Genomic DNA, 15570 nt, shown 5'->3' with positions numbered 1-15570 from the left:
TTGGTGTCGATGGTGTGTTTTTTCTTCCCTCATACAAAAGGAAATCCCTTTTTGGGAGAGGTGAATGGTGATAATGAATCCCATGGTAGTATTTCTTGTCCGATCATGATCAAGGAGGAAACTATGCCCAAACCTTTCATTCTGCGCTCCAGTACGATTGTGGGCGATGCCAAGGCACATCAGCGGCGTGAGGAAATTATTTCCGAAATGTCCGAGGTGGAACTTGACCAGATCGCCGGTGGCACCAATGGTTTTGATATCAGTCCCGAATGGGATCCGGGCAGTGGCGGTGATCACAGCACATCCAATTCCGATCCCGTCAGCACACACCCAGGTTTTGATGCCGGGATTTCATAATACAGTAAAAGGGAAGTCTTTTTAAGGCTTCCCTTTTTGGTTTTATAAAATCTATAATAAATTTAATTGTAATTCCTTTGGAGTAAAGTTTTGTATAGATTCTTTTTTCAAAAAATTCTTGCGTATGATTGATGCATGTATTCTATATAATGCATCTTTTGGGTGTTTTTTGTTGTGGTTTAATTTTAAAAGTTGTATTTTCTCTCTTTCAAAAATATGGGAGAAAATAATGCCTAAGCCTTTCATCCTGCGGTCCAGCTGCATCACGACCACTGCCAAGGCGCGCCACCGGCGTGAGGAGATTATTTCCGAAATGTCCGAGGTGGAACTCGACCAGATCGCCGGGGGAACGAACACCAACGGTTTTGACCTGAGCCCCGAGTGGGACCCGAGCAGCGGAGGCGGACTGGACCCGTCCCACAATGATACCACTCAAACAATTTCCGATACTATTGTCGGGCCCTGACTTGGGCGGACTTTCCATATCGATTGCCGGGCGGCGTGTCGCGGAGCGACCATGCGCTGTCCGGCTTCTTTTTGTGATTCTAAGACACACGTTGAAAGCAATCTGAAATGTCTGATTCTTCTTATGTGCTTGTCCTTGGCGCGTCTGCCGATGGTCAGATGGTCGGCGTGCTTGACTGCCTGAAAAAGCGGAATGTGCCATATGTGTTTCTGGACGCGGATACCGTCCGGGACGTCCGCTTTTCAGTGGAGGAAAACGGCCGCAGCAGTCTGTCCGTCGATGGAAGGGCGCTGGGCCGTCCGGCACTGGTCTGGACGCGCATCAAGATAGGAACGCTGCTCGGACAGGCCGGCCCCGAGGTGGCGGATGAATATATCAAAAGAAATGAATGGGCCGGATTTCTGTCGGAACTCGCATATCATTATGAAGGGGAACAGATTTATCAGCCGCGTCATGCCCGCAGGGCCGATTGCAAGATGTTTCAGTTTCCGCTGGCGGCAAAGGCGGGCTTTTCCATCCCGAACACCGCATATTTTGTTGGCGAGCAGCACGCCCGGGATTTTATCCGGGCCTATCCCCGCTCTGTGGCCAAGCCCATCCAGGCACGGTCCGTCCCGGCGCAGGCAGGCAGTATAGACACATATATCAACCTGCCCACCATGCCCGTTGACGCCGATACGATCAGCCAGGCCGATGACGGCGAGTTTTCCCACTGCCCGCAATTCTTTCAGGAGCGTATCGCCGAGGGGGTCGAATACCGGACCTTCGGCTTCCGTGACCGGATTTTTTCATACCGGTACCGGACCAGGGTCGAAGACCGCTATCTGCCTGATGAGCGTGTGCTTTTCGGCGGGGAATATCGCGGGGTCAGCCTGTACGGCGCTCAATTCGTGGCCGTTGATCCACCGCAGGGGCTCGGCGAGGCCGTGCGCGAGTTTCTTGAGCGGAGCGACCTTGAATATGCCGCCTTTGACACGATTGAAACGTCTGACGGTCGCCATGTCTTTCTTGAATGCAATCCGGAGGGACAGTGGTATGCGGCGGCTGCCACGGGCACCCTGCAGGATGTATGCGATCATTTCGCGGTGATCGTGGAACAAAAACTCAGCCGCAAAATCGGGACGGGTGCGGTCGACACCGTTGCGACCGTGGCGTAAGACCCGGGTGTTCGCCGGGCGCGTCGGCTGATGTGTCCGGTTTCTTCCCGTTGCCTTTACACAGCTTCCGGCTCATCAACCGGAAGCGTGTTTTTACCGGCTGTTTTATCCGGCTGGCCGGTGCCGATATGGGCAAGGTCGGCGAAATCCATTTCCTTCAGGCAGCCGTCCTGCATTTCCATGACGCGGCCCGCCATGCGGATTGTATCGGGTCTGTGGGCGATGATGATCCGCGTGATGCCAAGGCTGGCGACAGAGTCGTTGACCGTGCGCTCCGTCGCCACATCCAGATGGGCGGTGCCTTCGTCCATGAACAGGATTTTCGGCTGACGGTACAGGGCGCGGGCCAGCATGATGCGCTGTTTCTGTCCACCGGACAGGGTGGTGCCCATGTCGCCGACCAGGCTTTCGTATTTCATCGGTATGGCCATGATTTCATCGTGAATCATGGCCGCCTTGGCCGCCGCCACCACACGGGCCATATCCGTTTCCGGGTCGAAAAAGGCGATATTTTCCGCGAGTGAGCCCGAGAACAGCTCGTCTTCCTGCATCACCACACCGATCTGCCGGCGATACTGGCCCAGGCCGTAATCGCCAAGCGGTACGCCGTCCAGCAGGATTTCGCCGTCCGTCGGCCGGAACAGTCCCGTCATGATTTTCAGCAGCGTGGTCTTGCCGCACCCGGACGGACCGATGATGGCGACGGACTCGCCAGCCCGGATGTCCAGGCTGACGCCTTTCAGGACAAAGGGGGTATTGTCCGCATAGCGGTAGCGGATATCCCGCAATGTCATCCGGCCGTCCAGGGGCTTTGTATCCATATGATCCGGCAGGTCCGTGCCCTGATCTTCCTGTTCGGCATGGGCGATGTCGGCGATGCGTTCCAGATGCAGGTTCAGCATGCGGAAGTCGATGGCTTTTTCAACAAGGGCCGATGCCTTGTCGGTGAAATTCTGCTTATAAGCCATGAAGGCGAAAATCATGCCCACGGTGAAATCGCCGGCCATGACCATTTTCGCGGCCACATAAATCAGGATGATATGCTCAAGGCCGAAAATACCGGCATTTGCGCTTTCGAACCAGATTTTCAGCTTTTCCGCCCGGGCGTTCATGTTGATCACGTCGCCGTAGCGATTCTGCCAGACGGCTTCGCGCTGCCTTTCGGCGCCGAACAATTTCAGACTGGTGATGCCGCGCACGGTCTCGATGAAGGTGGAATTTTCCTTGGCGCGGCTGACGATGGCGTCTTCCTCCGCCGTGCGGAAAGGCCGGTACAGTATCATGCGCAGGCAGAAATAGATCAGCCAGGCCCCGAGCGAAATCATCGCCAGAAGCGGACTGTAAACAAACATCAGGATCAGGGTGGTCACCGCCATGATACCGTCGATCAGGCTGGCGATCAGACCTTCGGTCAGCATGCCCTTGATGGGTTCCATCGAGCCGAACCGCGAGATGATATCGCCGATATGGCGTTTTTCGAAAAAATCGACCGGCAGCTTGATCAGATGCCGGAACAGATTGCCGACCATCTGATAGGACATCATGCTGCCGAAATACAGGAGCACATATCCCCGCAGGGCCTCGGTGATGAAGTTGATCAGCGTGAAACCGGCAAAGCCGAGCGCGATGACCAGAAGGAGATCGGTGTCGAACTTGGACAGAACCTCATCCACCGCGATCTGCAGATAGAACGGGCTGGTCAGCACGAAAAGCTGCAGGATGACCGACAAGATAAACACCTGCACCAGATTGCGTTTCAGCCCGAACATCCGGCCCCACAGGTCGCTGAGGCGCAGTGTCACCCTTTCATCGCGTTTTTCGAAGGTTTCCGCCGGCGTCAGTTCCAGCGCGATGCCGGTAAAATGTTGCGAAAATTCGTCCCGGTTGAAGACCCGCTCGCCAAAAGCCGGGTCATGCACCACAAGTTTGCCCCGCGAGACCGACTTCAACACCACGAAATGGTTCATGTCCCAGTGCAGGATGGCCGGCAGTTTTACCTGGGCGATCATGTCCAGCGGCACCTTGATGGGGCGCGATGTGAAATCCATCCGGCCGGCGACGTCAATAACGTTCTTGAGTGTCATGCCCTGAAGGCTGGCGGCATATCTGCGGCGCAGGGTGGCGAGGTCGGTTTTCAAGCCGTAATAGGTCGCGACCATGGCCAGACACGCGAGGCCGCATTCCGCCGCTTCGTTCTGACGAATAATGGGCAGCCGGTTCCGGCCGGACAGATTCAGGGGCGACATGCTCATGATCTGTCTCCGACGGCGCGCAAGGGATCGAGAAGCCAGTCAAGGAACGAGCGCCGTTCCAGAATGATATTGGCCTGAAGGGTCATGCCGCTTTGCAATGCGATCCTGCGGCTGTTGATGTCGATGCTGTCCGTTCCGATCGCGGCCTTGACCCGGTATACCGGCTGCGTCACCGCGAAGGGCGCCAGCACTTCCTCCGGCGACAGGATGCTTTCGGTAACCTGTGTGATCGTCGCGGGAAAGGAGCCGAAGCGCTGATACGGAAACGCATCATACAGCAGTCTGACTTCTTGCCCTTCCTCGACAAAGCCGGCGGCTCTGCTGGGAATGAAAAGCTCCGCCTCCAGATGGCTGTCCCGTGGCAGAATGGTCAATAGAGGTTGTCCCGCGGCCACCGACCGGCCTACGCCGGCGCTTGATATGGAGACGACCTTGCCGTCCACCGGCGAGGTCACGGCATAGGCACGGCGGCCTTCCAGTTCCGCCTGTTTGGCATCCAGTTCCGATTGCTGGGACCTGAGACGCGCCAGCCGCTGCCTGCTTTCATTGGGCAGTTGTTCAAGGCGGATGTTCAGCCGGTCCAGATTGGCCTGGGCTTCGGCCCGTTCCTGTTGTTTCAGCTGTTCCTGATTTTGCTGCGACAGCCATGTCTGGCGCCGCCGCTCGGACTCGATCTTGCTGATATAGCCGCGTTCCAGCAGCTCCTGCACATCCATGTAGGCACTTTCAGCCGATGCCGTGATCTGTTCCTGAAGCTGAATTTGCCGGTCCAGCGAGGCAATGCGCAGCGCCGCCTCGGCCCTTTCGGACGCCAGCCGGGCGGTTTCCGTCTCCAACTGGTTCTGTTCCAGTGTCATCTGGGTTTGCAGCGTGGTTTTCTGCCGGAAAATGGCGTCGAGCGCCTTTTGCGTCGGTGAGTCGCCATCGGGCGTATTTTGCGAAATCAGAATGGACGCCAATGCCTGGCCCGTGGTGACAAAATCGCCTTCGCGGATATGCAGGCCGGCCAGGGTGCCGAACTGGCTGGCCTGTAGTTTGACCAGCCCTTTCGACGGCACCAGATGCCCCGTGACGTGTTCGCTGCGGGCGTAAGACCCGCTCAGAAGCAGGAAAAAGACGAGAAAAACAATCCCGGCCACGGCCAGGGTGATCAGGGAAAAGGGCAGGGGCTGCGTCAGAAATACGTCGCCGTGCAGTTTTTGTTTTTGGGCTTCAATGGCTTCGCTGCGAAACATGTTTTCCGTCAAGATCAGTGGATTTCATAAATCAATGATTGGGCGTGATATTTGCCACTATAAGATGATAGTGGATCACGGCATAGGTATAAACTATGACGTAAGCTGTAAAAACCTATGGGGGTGTGCCGTCAGGCGCTGTCCGGTATGATCGTGCTTAAAAAGGGCCGTCCCGCAAAGGCGCACAGCCTTTGTTACAGTCGTCAAAACAGTCCCGCCTGATTTTCCGCCCATCCGATGGTCCGGCCCATCCGATTTTCCGGGAAATCCCGTTGACATGGCCCGAGCTTCCTGTAGCGTCAGCCACGGGTACGTCCCCCCACCGGGACGCAGCCGTCTGCAAGGTCGGCATTTCATCGGGACACGCTGCCCCAACGCAGCGCAACTATCTGGAAGGATAGACATATGACGACGAAGACCGAAACACCCGCCAAGCCGGGTGTTAAACCCCTGCGTCCGGAATTTTCGTCCGGGCCCTGTGCCAAACGTCCGGGGTGGACGGCGGAGACGGCGCTGAAAAATGCGGCCCTTGGCCGATCACACCGATCCCGGCCCGGCAAGGCCAAGCTGAAATTCGCCACCGACAAAACGCGCGAGATCCTCGGCGTGCCCGACGGGTATCGGATCGGTATCGTGCCTGCCTCCGATACCGGTGCCGTGGAAATGGCCCTGTGGTCCCTGCTGGGGGCCCGTGGTGTCGACATGCTGGCCTGGGAAAGCTTCGGCAAGGGCTGGGTGAGCGACGTGGTCAAGCAGTTGAAGCTGGACGACGTGCGACTGTTCGAGGCCGATTACGGAACCCTGCCGGATTTGGACGCGGTTGATGCCGACCGCGATATCGTCTTTACCTGGAACGGCACCACATCGGGCGTCCGCGTGCCCGACGGCGACTGGATTGCGGACGACCGCGCCGGCCTGACCATCTGCGACGCCACTTCGGCTGCCTTCGCCATGGACCTGCCGTGGGACAAGCTGGATGTGGTCACATACAGCTGGCAGAAAGTGCTGGGCGGGGAGGCCGCTCATGGCGTCCTGGTCCTGTCACCGCGTGCCGTGGACCGTCTGGAAAGCCATGTGCCCCCCTGGCCGCTGCCGAAAATCTTCCGTCTGACCAAGGGCGGCCGGCTGATCGAGGGCATTTTCGAGGGCGCGACCATCAACACCCCTTCCATGCTGTGTGTGGAAGACTATATCGACGCCCTTTTGTGGGCTGAGGAGGAGGGCGGCCTGACGGGCATGATCAGGCGGTCGGAAGCCAATTTCGCCGTTATTGACGAATGGGCCGACCGCACCGACTGGGTTGATTTTCTGGCCCGCGCGCCGGAAACCCGGTCCACCACGTCCGTCTGTCTGAAAATCGTTGATCCGTGGTTCACCGGGCTGAGCGCGGAAGAACAGGCGGCGGAAGCCAAGACCCTTGCCAGTCTTCTGGACGCCGAGGGTGTGGCCTATGACATCGGTGCTTACCGCGATGCCCCGCCGGGTCTCCGGCTCTGGGCCGGCGGTACGGTCGAGGTTGAGGATATGGCCCGCCTTATGCCGTGGCTGGACTGGGCATTCGCGACCGTCAAGGCGTCGGCCTGACCCGCTGAAAGAATTTCGGCATTCCGTGCGACGGCGGACGGCGTGTGTCCGGCACGGGATGGCCTCCATCATGCAGACAGATTTGCAAAGGATATGATCATGCCCAAAGTGCTGATTTCCGACAAAATGAGCCCGCTTGCCGAACAGGTGTTCAAGGAACGCGGGCTGGATGTGGACTACAAACCCGGCCTGGACAAGGACGAGCTGGCCGCCATCATCGCCAAATATGACGGGCTGGCGGTGCGGTCGTCCACCAAGGTCACGCCGAAAATTCTGGATGCGGCGAAAAACCTGAAGGTCATCGGCCGCGCCGGTATTGGTGTCGACAATATCGATGTGGCCGCTGCGACCAATTCCGGCGTGGTGGTGATGAACACCCCCTTCGGCAATTCCATCACCACGGCCGAACATGCACTGGCCATGCTGATGGCGCTGGCGCGCCAGATTCCCCAGGCCAACGCCTCGACCCATGAAGGAAAATGGGAAAAGTCCAAATTCATGGGGGTTGAACTGACAGGCAAGACGCTGGGTCTGATCGGCTGCGGCAATATCGGGTCCATCGTGGCCGAGCGTGCGCTCGGTCTGCGCATGAAGGTCCTGGCCTATGATCCCTATCTGTCCGTCGAACGGGCCGCCGACCTTGGCGTGACCAAGGTGGATCTGGACGAACTGCTGTCCCGTGCCGATTTCATTACCCTGCATACACCGTTGACCGACCAGACGCGCGGACTGATCGGCAAACAGGCCTTTGCACGGATGAAGGACGGTGTGCGTATCGTCAACTGCGCGCGCGGCGGTCTGGTGGATGAGGCCGCGCTTCTGGAGGCCCTTGACGGCGGCAAGGTTGCCGGCGCGGCCCTGGATGTGTTTGCCGAGGAACCGGCCACCGCCAATCCGCTTTTCGGACATGAGCGCGTCATCTGTACACCGCATCTGGGCGCCGCCACCACCGAGGCGCAGGTCAATGTGGCCCGTCAGGTGGCTGAGCAAATGGCCGATTTTCTGTTGACCGGCGGGGTGATGAACGCCCTGAACATGCCGTCTTTGAGCGCGGAGGAAGCCCCCAGGCTGAAACCCTATATGGCACTGGCCGACGAAATCGGCAGCTTTGCCGGACAGTTGACGGAAACCGGCCTGAAGCGCGTTGTCGTGGAATATGAGGGCCATGTCGCCGGGTTGAACACGAAACCGCTGACGGCGGCCATATTGTGCGGTCTGCTCAGCCCGTTGATGGACAGTGTCAATATGGTCAATGCACCGGTTATCGCCAAGGAACGCAATATCGACCTGACCGAAGTCAGCCATGACCGCGAGGGTGACTATCACACTCTGATCCGTCTGACGGTGGAAACGGAAAAGCGCACGCGCACGGTATCCGGCACGCTGTTTTCCAATCAGGCGCCGCGCCTCGTGGAAGTGAACGGTGTCAGGCTCGAGGCCGAACTGGCGCCGCACATGCTGTATGTGGTCAATGACGACAAACCCGGCTTTATCGGGGCGCTGGGCTCGCTTCTCGGTCAGAATGGCGTCAACATCGCCACCTTTGCCCTTGGCCGCCGGGAAGAGGGCGAGGAAGCCGTGGCCCTTGTGGCCGTTGACGATGCCCTCAGGGATATTGTGCTTGACCAGGTCGCTGCGCTCGCCCATGTACGCCAGGTAAAACGCCTGTCTTTCTAGAAGGCTGGGTATGACCGTCAGGGGCGAAGGGGCCACCGAATGATCAAGTCCATGGCAAAGAATGCGGCGGGTCACTATGCCCGCCGGGCCTTGCTGCCGGAAGGCTTCCGGGACCAGTTGGCACCACGTGCCGAACAGGAAGGCCGGCTGGTCTCGGCCCTGATGGAAACCTTCCTTGCCTACGGGTATGACCGTGTCGCGCCGCCCCTGGTGGAATATGAGGACAGCATTCTGTTCGGTCCCGGAGCGGTGCGCGCGGCCACCATGTTCCGCCTGATGGACCCGGATACACAGCGTCCCATGGCGCTGCGCGGGGATATCACCGGACAGATGTCGCGTCTGGCGGCCACCCGGCTGAAATCCGCTCCGCGTCCCTTGCGCCTGGCCTATGCCGGCAATGTTCTGCGGACAAAGGGCAGCCAGGTGCGCCCCACCCGGCAATTTATCCAGGCCGGTGTCGAACTGATCGGCAGCGCCAGTCTTGAGGCCGAGGTCGAGGTGATCGCTCTCGCCGTGGCGTCCCTGAAAAAAGTGGGGATTGCCGGTCTCAGTCTCGATCTGACGCTGGCGCCGCTTGTTGGTCTTCTGGTGGACCGGCTGGATCTGGACGCGGAAGACCGTCTGTCGCTGATAAAGGCCCTGGATGCAAAGGATGTGGGCGGTCTGTCCGTGGTGCCGGAACACAGCCGCGATATGTTCACCCGGCTGATCGGCTGTACGGGGCCGGCGGATACGGTCCTCCCGCAATTGCGGGAACTGGCCCTGAGCGGTGCGGCCGGCCAGCTGGTTGCCCGCCTGGGCCGGTTGATCGATGCTCTTGACCGTCGTCTCGACGATGTCCGGCTGACGGTCGACCCCTGCGAAACCCATGGATTTGAATATAAATCCGGCATCGGCTTTGCCCTGTTCTCGGCCAGCGCGCAAGGAGAACTGGCGCGTGGCGGGCGCTATCTGATCGATGGCGGGGATGACGGTTTTGAGGAAAGCACGGGATTTTCCGTGTATCTGGACAGCTTGATGGCCAGTGTCCGGCCGGCGGACCGGGCGGAAAAGATTTTTCTGCCTTTCGGCACGGGCACCGATATCGGCGCCGCCTTGCGCGAAGACGGCCATCGCACCGTCGCGGGATTGACAGAAGTATCCGAGCCGGGGCAAGAGGCGCGTCGGCTTGGATGTTCGCATATCTGGCGGGATGGCACCGTTCGGGCACTCTGAGCCGGTCGCGACCGCATATCCGGTCCGCGCGGAACAACCAGGATTGATGAAGGGAACGGAATATGGCCAATGTGGTGGTCGTGGGTTCGCAGTGGGGCGACGAAGGCAAAGGCAAGATCGTCGACTGGCTGTCGGAACGGGCCGATGTTGTGGTGCGCTTTCAGGGCGGTCACAATGCGGGGCATACACTGGTTATTGACGGCACCACCTACAAGCTTTCCTTGCTGCCATCCGGTATTGTGCGCGGCGGCAAAACCAGCATCATCGGCAATGGTGTCGTGGTGGACCCCTGGGCCCTGATCAAGGAAATCGCCACGTTGCGCGGGCAAGGGGTGACGATCACGCCCGACACATTGCAGGTCGCGGCGAATGCCACATTGATCCTGCCGTATCACCGCGAGCTCGACGCCTTGCGCGAGGATGCGGGCAAGGGCGTGAAAATCGGCACCACCCGGCGCGGCATTGGCCCGGCTTACGAGGATAAGGTCGGCCGGCGGGCCCTGCGTCTGTGCGATCTGACGTCACGCGATCTGGTCGAAGCCCGCCTTGATGTGGCGCTGACCCATCACAATGCCCTCAGGCGCGGTCTGGGACACGGCGAGATCGACGGCAAGCGCATTGCCGACGATCTGATGGCGGTGGCCGATGAGATTTTGCCTTTTGTCACCAATGTATGGCACACCCTTGACGCGGCCGCGCGGACAGGAAGCCGTATCCTGTTCGAAGGGGCTCAGGGCATTCTTCTCGACGTGGATCACGGTACCTATCCCTTTGTCACCTCGTCCAATACGATTGCCGGTCAGGCGGCGGGCGGGGCCGGCACCGGACCGCGCGCGCTTGACTATGTGCTCGGTATTACCAAGGCCTATACCACGCGGGTCGGCGCCGGGCCGTTTCCCAGTGAGCAGGACAATGATATCGGCCGTCATCTTGGCGAACGCGGTCATGAATTCGGGACCGTGACCGGCCGGTCACGTCGTTGTGGCTGGTTTGACGCGGTACTGGTACGGCAAAGCCTGACAGTCGCGGGTGTCGACGGCATCGCGCTGACCAAGCTGGACGTGCTGGACGGGCTGGAGGAAATTCAGGTTTGTGTCGGCTATGAACTGGACGGCAAGAAACTGCACCACCTGCCCTACGGCATGGAAGCCCAGGCCGCCGTCAAACCCGTATATGAAAGCCTGGAAGGCTGGAAAGACAGCACCTTCGGCGCGCGCAGCTGGGCGGATCTGCCGGCCACGGCGGTGAAATACATTCGCCGGATCGAAGAACTGATCGGTGTGCCCGTGGCGATGCTGTCCACGTCACCGGAACGGGAAGACACTATCCTGGTCAAGGACCCGTTCCAAAACTAACCGAAACCGGGATTCCGGTATTTACGTCTGAAAACTGTACGCGGGATGAACCGTGTTGCTGCGGGGATAAAGTCTGTCCCCGCATTTTCCATTGGTCTGTGCGGGAAATATCCATGCCTGTGGTATGTCTAAATGACACATACGGGCAGTGGTGCGTGCTTTTAGGGCAACAGGTCAAAATCAATTCGATTAAAATCGATTCAATTTGACCGGATTTGCATATTTCCTGCTTTTCATTCAGACTGTTTATATATTCTGAGAGATATATAAAATTTATACGATAGTAGTTTTGGTTCGAGTGGCGCACTCAACTGTGGCACTGATTTTGCCTCACATTTGGATTGTTGGTGCTCGGGAACGGAGCTTGTGAATACATCTGTGGATACGAATACCTTGGGCCGTACCGCTTTTTCAGATCGGTACAAGGTGGAAACCGACAAGCCTCTGCCTGAGTTTGACACTCCGGGCGGCACGGCTTATTCCGTGAAGGATTCGGATCAGCCGGGACGGTCGCTGTATTGCGTTGTCCAGGAACCCACTGTCGCTGTACGCAACGAGGTCTATAAAAGCCTGCGGGCCAGTCCTCTGCCCAATCTGATCTGCCCTGCGGACCGTGGTCTGGCACAGATTACCGTCGGTGCCGGGAGGCAGCGCCTTGTTACCGTTTTCCAGCGCCCCACGGGCGGCGTTCTGCTGGATGCGAACGGCAAGCTGAACAATCGCGTCAATTCGACCCGTTTGCGGCAAAGTATCGTTCTGTCACTGCTCAAGGCCCTGGCGGGCCTGCATAAGCGGGGAATTACACACCGTTTTATCCAGCCGTCGCGGATTTTCTTTACCGCACCCGACAGTGACGAGGTTCTGCTCGGCGAGTGCGTCACCATGCCGCCCGGTTTCCGGCAGCCCATGGCGCTGGAACCGCTTGAGGGCGCGTTTACAACGGAAACGGGCCGGGGTGGTGGCGGTGCGTCCACCGACTATTTCCAACTGGGTGCGACACTGATGTGTCTGTATTTCGGGCAACCCTTATGGACCGGGCGGCAGCGCGACAGTTTTCTGATGGCCCGGGTCAATCAGGGGTCTTACTGGGCGATGAGCGGGGGTCGCGATGTGCCCGGCGCCCTTGGCAGTCTTGTCAAGGGGTTGATGGCCGATGCCTTTGAAGAGCGGTGGGGTGCACAGGAAATCCTTGACTGGTACGAAGGATTGCAGAAGCCCAAGCGGACCAGCTTGAAAGCCTGGACCATGAGCCGGCCCACCAATTTCAAGGGCGTTGCCTATGTGGACCGGCGGCTTCTGGCCGATGCCTTCGGGCAGGACCCGGTGGAGGCGGCGCATTTCCTGCGCTCCCTCGACTTTCCCGTTTGGGCGCAGACGGCCCTCAGGGACGAGGTGCTGACCGAACGCACCGAGTCCATGCTCGGCGTGCGGCCGGCCGAGGGGGCGTATTCCACATCCCAGGCCGATGACAACCGCATGGTGACGCGGGTTTGCCTGTTTCTTCATCCTGTCGGCCCCATAAGATACCGGGGCCTGTCCTTTTTTATCGACGGTCTGCCTGCCATGCTGGCCGATGCCTTTGCCCGTGATGACCGCGATGTCATTTCCGCGATTTCCGAAATCCTGGACGGTAAATTTCTGTCCAGTCTGGCCGAAGTGGTTGGAGACAGGAACCCGGTTCTGATCAAGCATGCCAACGATATGAAACGCATGTTCGATTTTATCCGCAGCAAGAATCTGGGGCGCGGGATGGAGCGTGTGCTGTACGAAATGAACCCCGCCTTGCCCTGCCTGTCCCAGCGTTTTGAACGCTTCTGGGTCGCCTCCAACAAGCAGTTTACCAAGACGATGGAAATCCTGGGTGCCGACGTAAAGGTTATGACTGTGCTCCTGGACCGTCATGTCGCCGCTTTTTGCGCCGCGCACGGTCAGGATCTTGACGGTGTGTTCTACAAGCTTGCCTCCGCCCAGAATGACAGAGGGCGTTTTGCGGTTATGACTGCGGATTTCTTCGGTCAGTTACAGCAAAGTCTGCAACTGGGGCCCCTGCCGCGTCTTACGGAAGCGGTGGTTGACGGCTTGGCGCCTGCGGTCAAGGGACTGAAAGACCGTGCGCGCCGGGAAAAGGTCCAATCCCTTCTGGATAAGGCGAAAAAAGGCGGCGATATTTCGCGACTGGTCAGCGAGATCAATCTGGAGAGAATCCAGCTTGAGGACGAGCGGCAATTCGGTGTCGCCCGGACCACCATCATGCGTCTGGACCGTGAACGGGGACGCCTGATGCGCAAGGTCACTCCGCAGGACCCTGAAGCCCAACAGAAGGGATATCGCGCGGCAAGGGTGGTGGCATTCGCCACCTTCCTGCTGGTGTCAGCCAGTCAGATTTTCTAGGCCGGAATATCCGGGGCCGCGATCTGCGGCCGGTGTTTAGGAACGCACTATGCCAAGGCGGAAAGTAAAACCCAGACCGACATCGCAAAAGGCGGCCTCCAGACAATCGCCGGCACAGGCACCGTCTGCTGCGGCGCCCGCCGCCCAGGCTGGCGTGGGCAAAAAGGCCGCCGGATCGCCGGCACAGAGAGCGGCGGCCCGCCGCATGCGCCGTCGCAGGCAGGACGGATCGGGTTTTTTGCCCCTTGTTACCGTGCTTCTGGGCAGCATCGCCCTTTTTCGCTGGGAGGTGGCGGCGCTTATGGCGGTTGGCCTTTTGCCGACCATCGTTCTGGGTGTGACAGGACGCGGGCGCTGGCAGGCTGAACGGTTGCAGTGTGTCGGTTTCTGCAACATAGCCGGCGTTATGCCCTATGCGGTCCTGTTGTGGCAGCGGCCAAGTGAAATGGTCAATATCTTCACCGATATGATCGCGCTGGCCGTGATGTTCAGTGCGGCCGCGTTCGGATATCTTCTGCTGTATATCGGACCGTGGGTGTCGGCCATCATCATACAGGCCCTGGCTCAAGACAAACTGAAACAGATCAATCAGCAGAAACAGGGCCTGGTCGAAAAATGGGGCAATGATGTCCTCGGCGACCTCTAGGCTTGCCATCCGGTCCGAAGCTCTAACATAAAACCTTGAGTGTAAAGGGGGCCGACCGGTCCTCCATTCACTGCCTGTTGGCGGTATACTCGCATGCCTGCCGCCAATGCCGGCATCGGCACTTTCAGGCAGGCTCGAAGCCGGGCGGACTCAAGGCCGCTCAGGTGCCGGCAAGATTGTCCTGCATCATGTTCTGCGCTGCCTGGCGCATTGCCTTTTGCAGCTTTTCAAAAGCACGCACTTCGATCTGGCGGATGCGTTCGCGGCTGACGCCATATTCCTTGGATAGTTCTTCCAGTGTGACGGGCGGGTCTTTCAGGCGTCGCTCGGTCAGAATGTGGCGTTCCCTTTCATTCAGGTCCTTCATCGCGGTGCCCAGCATTTCGCGGCGCAGGCCTAGCTCTTCCTTTTCCGCCGTGACGGTTTCCTGATCCGGTGCATCGTCCACAAGCCAGTCCTGCCACTCACCATCGGCGTCGGCTTTCAGCGGTGCGTTCAGGGAATGATCATGCGCGGTCAGGCGTCGGTTCATCGACACCACATCAGTTTCGGAAACGTCCAGTTCCTCGGCAATCCGGGTAACCTGCTCTGGACGCATGTCGCCTTCTTCGACCGCCTGGATTTTGCCTTTCAGACGCCGAAGGTTGAAAAACAGCTTTTTCTGTGCCGCCGTGGTGCCGATTTTCACCAGCGACCAGGAGCGCAAGATATATTCCTGAATGGCCGCGCGAATCCACCACATGGCATATGTGGCCAGGCGGAAGCCGCGTTCCGGATCAAAGCGCTTGACGGCCTGCATCATGCCCACATTTCCCTCGGCGATCAGATCGGCCACAGGCAGGCCGTATCCGCGATAGCCCATGGCGATTTTCGCCACCAGACGCAGATGGCTTGTCACCAGCTTGTGGGCTGCCTCGCGGTCGTCATGCTCGGTCCAGGCCTTGGCCAGCATGTATTCCTCGTTCGCCTCCAGCATCGGAAACTTGCGGATTTCCTGAAGATACTGACTGAGGCTGCCGTCCGGAGACAGGGTGGGCAGATTGCTTTGATAGGTCATGAATGAGCGTTCCTTAAGGGTTCCTGGCTGTCTTTTATCGCCGTACGGGTCTTTGGACGCCTTGTTTATGGACAATTGACGGCCCGCACTGTTCTTCCAATATAGGGTGTGAGAGCCTTGGCGCAAACCCCCGTGCCGGGAAGGCTTTTGTGATGTCTTCGTGAAGTCTGGCTTATCC

The 15570-nt window shown here is 58.8% G+C and carries 12 protein-coding genes; 9 read left to right on the top strand and 3 right to left on the bottom strand.

The genetic code is table 11. The features are described from left to right. The first annotated feature begins 51 nt into the window (after positions 1–51). From BXY39_RS01600 to BXY39_RS01590, 3 genes are all read left to right on the top strand, one after another. Positions 52–357 carry a hypothetical protein gene (locus tag BXY39_RS01600; RefSeq protein WP_147453427.1) on the top strand — a complete coding sequence of 102 codons (306 nt, stop codon included), beginning with the start codon at positions 52–54 and terminating at the stop codon, positions 355–357. A 229-nt stretch (positions 358–586) separates the two neighbouring features. Continuing rightward, positions 587–823 (top strand): hypothetical protein, encoded by a 237-nt coding sequence (locus tag BXY39_RS01595; RefSeq protein ID WP_121937084.1) that lies wholly within the window; start codon positions 587–589, stop codon positions 821–823. Between the two features lie 107 nt (positions 824–930). Further along, positions 931–1980 (top strand): MvdC/MvdD family ATP grasp protein, encoded by a 1050-nt coding sequence (locus BXY39_RS01590; RefSeq protein ID WP_121937083.1) that lies wholly within the window; start codon positions 931–933, stop codon positions 1978–1980. Positions 1981–2036: 56 nt separating this feature from the next. Here the strand turns inward: BXY39_RS01590 and BXY39_RS01585 are convergent, their stop codons facing one another. Together BXY39_RS01585 and BXY39_RS01580 are read right to left on the bottom strand one after the other, a co-directional pair. After that, positions 2037–4232: a peptidase domain-containing ABC transporter gene (locus tag BXY39_RS01585; protein WP_121937082.1), complete on the bottom strand. Its 2196-nt coding sequence runs from the start codon at positions 4230–4232 to the stop codon at positions 2037–2039. Continuing rightward, positions 4229–5479: a beta-barrel domain-containing protein gene (locus BXY39_RS01580; RefSeq protein ID WP_147453426.1), complete on the bottom strand. Its 1251-nt coding sequence runs from the start codon at positions 5477–5479 to the stop codon at positions 4229–4231. Before BXY39_RS01580 ends, BXY39_RS01585 begins: the two co-directional genes overlap by 4 nt. A 393-nt stretch (positions 5480–5872) precedes the next feature. Between BXY39_RS01580 and BXY39_RS01575 the strand changes: the two genes are divergently transcribed. The 6 genes from BXY39_RS01575 (at position 5873) to BXY39_RS01550 (ending at position 14335) form a co-directional block, all read left to right on the top strand. Further along, positions 5873–7051 (top strand): phosphoserine transaminase, encoded by a 1179-nt coding sequence (locus BXY39_RS01575; RefSeq protein WP_121937080.1) that lies wholly within the window; start codon positions 5873–5875, stop codon positions 7049–7051. Between the two features lie 99 nt (positions 7052–7150). Further along, positions 7151–8728: a phosphoglycerate dehydrogenase gene (gene serA, locus BXY39_RS01570; protein ID WP_121937687.1), complete on the top strand. Its 1578-nt coding sequence runs from the start codon at positions 7151–7153 to the stop codon at positions 8726–8728. Positions 8729–8767: 39 nt separating this feature from the next. Next, on the top strand, positions 8768–9943 hold the full coding sequence (locus BXY39_RS01565; RefSeq protein ID WP_121937079.1) for an ATP phosphoribosyltransferase regulatory subunit: 1176 nt from the start codon (positions 8768–8770) through the stop codon (positions 9941–9943). A gap of 62 nt (positions 9944–10005) precedes the next feature. After that, on the top strand, positions 10006–11298 hold the full coding sequence (locus BXY39_RS01560) for an adenylosuccinate synthase (RefSeq protein ID WP_121937078.1): 1293 nt from the start codon (positions 10006–10008) through the stop codon (positions 11296–11298). A 378-nt stretch (positions 11299–11676) separates the two neighbouring features. Then, positions 11677–13689 carry a serine/threonine-protein kinase gene (locus BXY39_RS01555; RefSeq protein ID WP_147453425.1) on the top strand — a complete coding sequence of 671 codons (2013 nt, stop codon included), beginning with the start codon at positions 11677–11679 and terminating at the stop codon, positions 13687–13689. A 49-nt stretch (positions 13690–13738) separates the two neighbouring features. Then, complete coding sequence (locus tag BXY39_RS01550; protein ID WP_147453424.1) at positions 13739–14335, top strand: hypothetical protein; 597 nt, start codon at positions 13739–13741, stop codon at positions 14333–14335. A 160-nt stretch (positions 14336–14495) separates the two neighbouring features. On the opposite strand, the gene rpoH is transcribed toward BXY39_RS01550, so the two are convergent. Continuing rightward, positions 14496–15392: an RNA polymerase sigma factor RpoH gene (gene rpoH, locus BXY39_RS01545; RefSeq protein WP_121937075.1), complete on the bottom strand. Its 897-nt coding sequence runs from the start codon at positions 15390–15392 to the stop codon at positions 14496–14498. Positions 15393–15570 lie beyond the last annotated feature (178 nt).

The sequence above is a fragment of the Eilatimonas milleporae genome, assembly GCF_003688555.1.
Lineage (GTDB): Bacteria > Pseudomonadota > Alphaproteobacteria > Sphingomonadales > Kordiimonadaceae > Eilatimonas > Eilatimonas milleporae.
The sequence above is the reverse complement of the archived record's forward strand: the minus strand, read 5'-3'. Positions and strand labels throughout refer to the sequence as shown.

What these genes read in the sequence shown, in the direction of transcription:
- BXY39_RS01595 (WP_121937084.1), top strand. Translation starts at nt 587, where the DNA reads ATGCCTAAGCCTTTCATCCTGCGGTCCAGCTGCATCACGACCACTGCC.
- BXY39_RS01590 (WP_121937083.1), top strand. Translation starts at nt 931, where the DNA reads ATGTCTGATTCTTCTTATGTGCTTGTCCTTGGCGCGTCTGCCGATGGT.
- BXY39_RS01585 (WP_121937082.1), bottom strand. Translation starts at nt 4,232, where the DNA reads ATGAGCATGTCGCCCCTGAATCTGTCCGGCCGGAACCGGCTGCCCATT.
- BXY39_RS01575 (WP_121937080.1), top strand. Translation starts at nt 5,873, where the DNA reads ATGACGACGAAGACCGAAACACCCGCCAAGCCGGGTGTTAAACCCCTG.
- serA (WP_121937687.1), top strand. Translation starts at nt 7,151, where the DNA reads ATGCCCAAAGTGCTGATTTCCGACAAAATGAGCCCGCTTGCCGAACAG.
- BXY39_RS01565 (WP_121937079.1), top strand. Translation starts at nt 8,768, where the DNA reads ATGATCAAGTCCATGGCAAAGAATGCGGCGGGTCACTATGCCCGCCGG.
- BXY39_RS01560 (WP_121937078.1), top strand. Translation starts at nt 10,006, where the DNA reads ATGGCCAATGTGGTGGTCGTGGGTTCGCAGTGGGGCGACGAAGGCAAA.
- BXY39_RS01550 (WP_147453424.1), top strand. Translation starts at nt 13,739, where the DNA reads ATGCCAAGGCGGAAAGTAAAACCCAGACCGACATCGCAAAAGGCGGCC.
- rpoH (WP_121937075.1), bottom strand. Translation starts at nt 15,392, where the DNA reads ATGACCTATCAAAGCAATCTGCCCACCCTGTCTCCGGACGGCAGCCTC.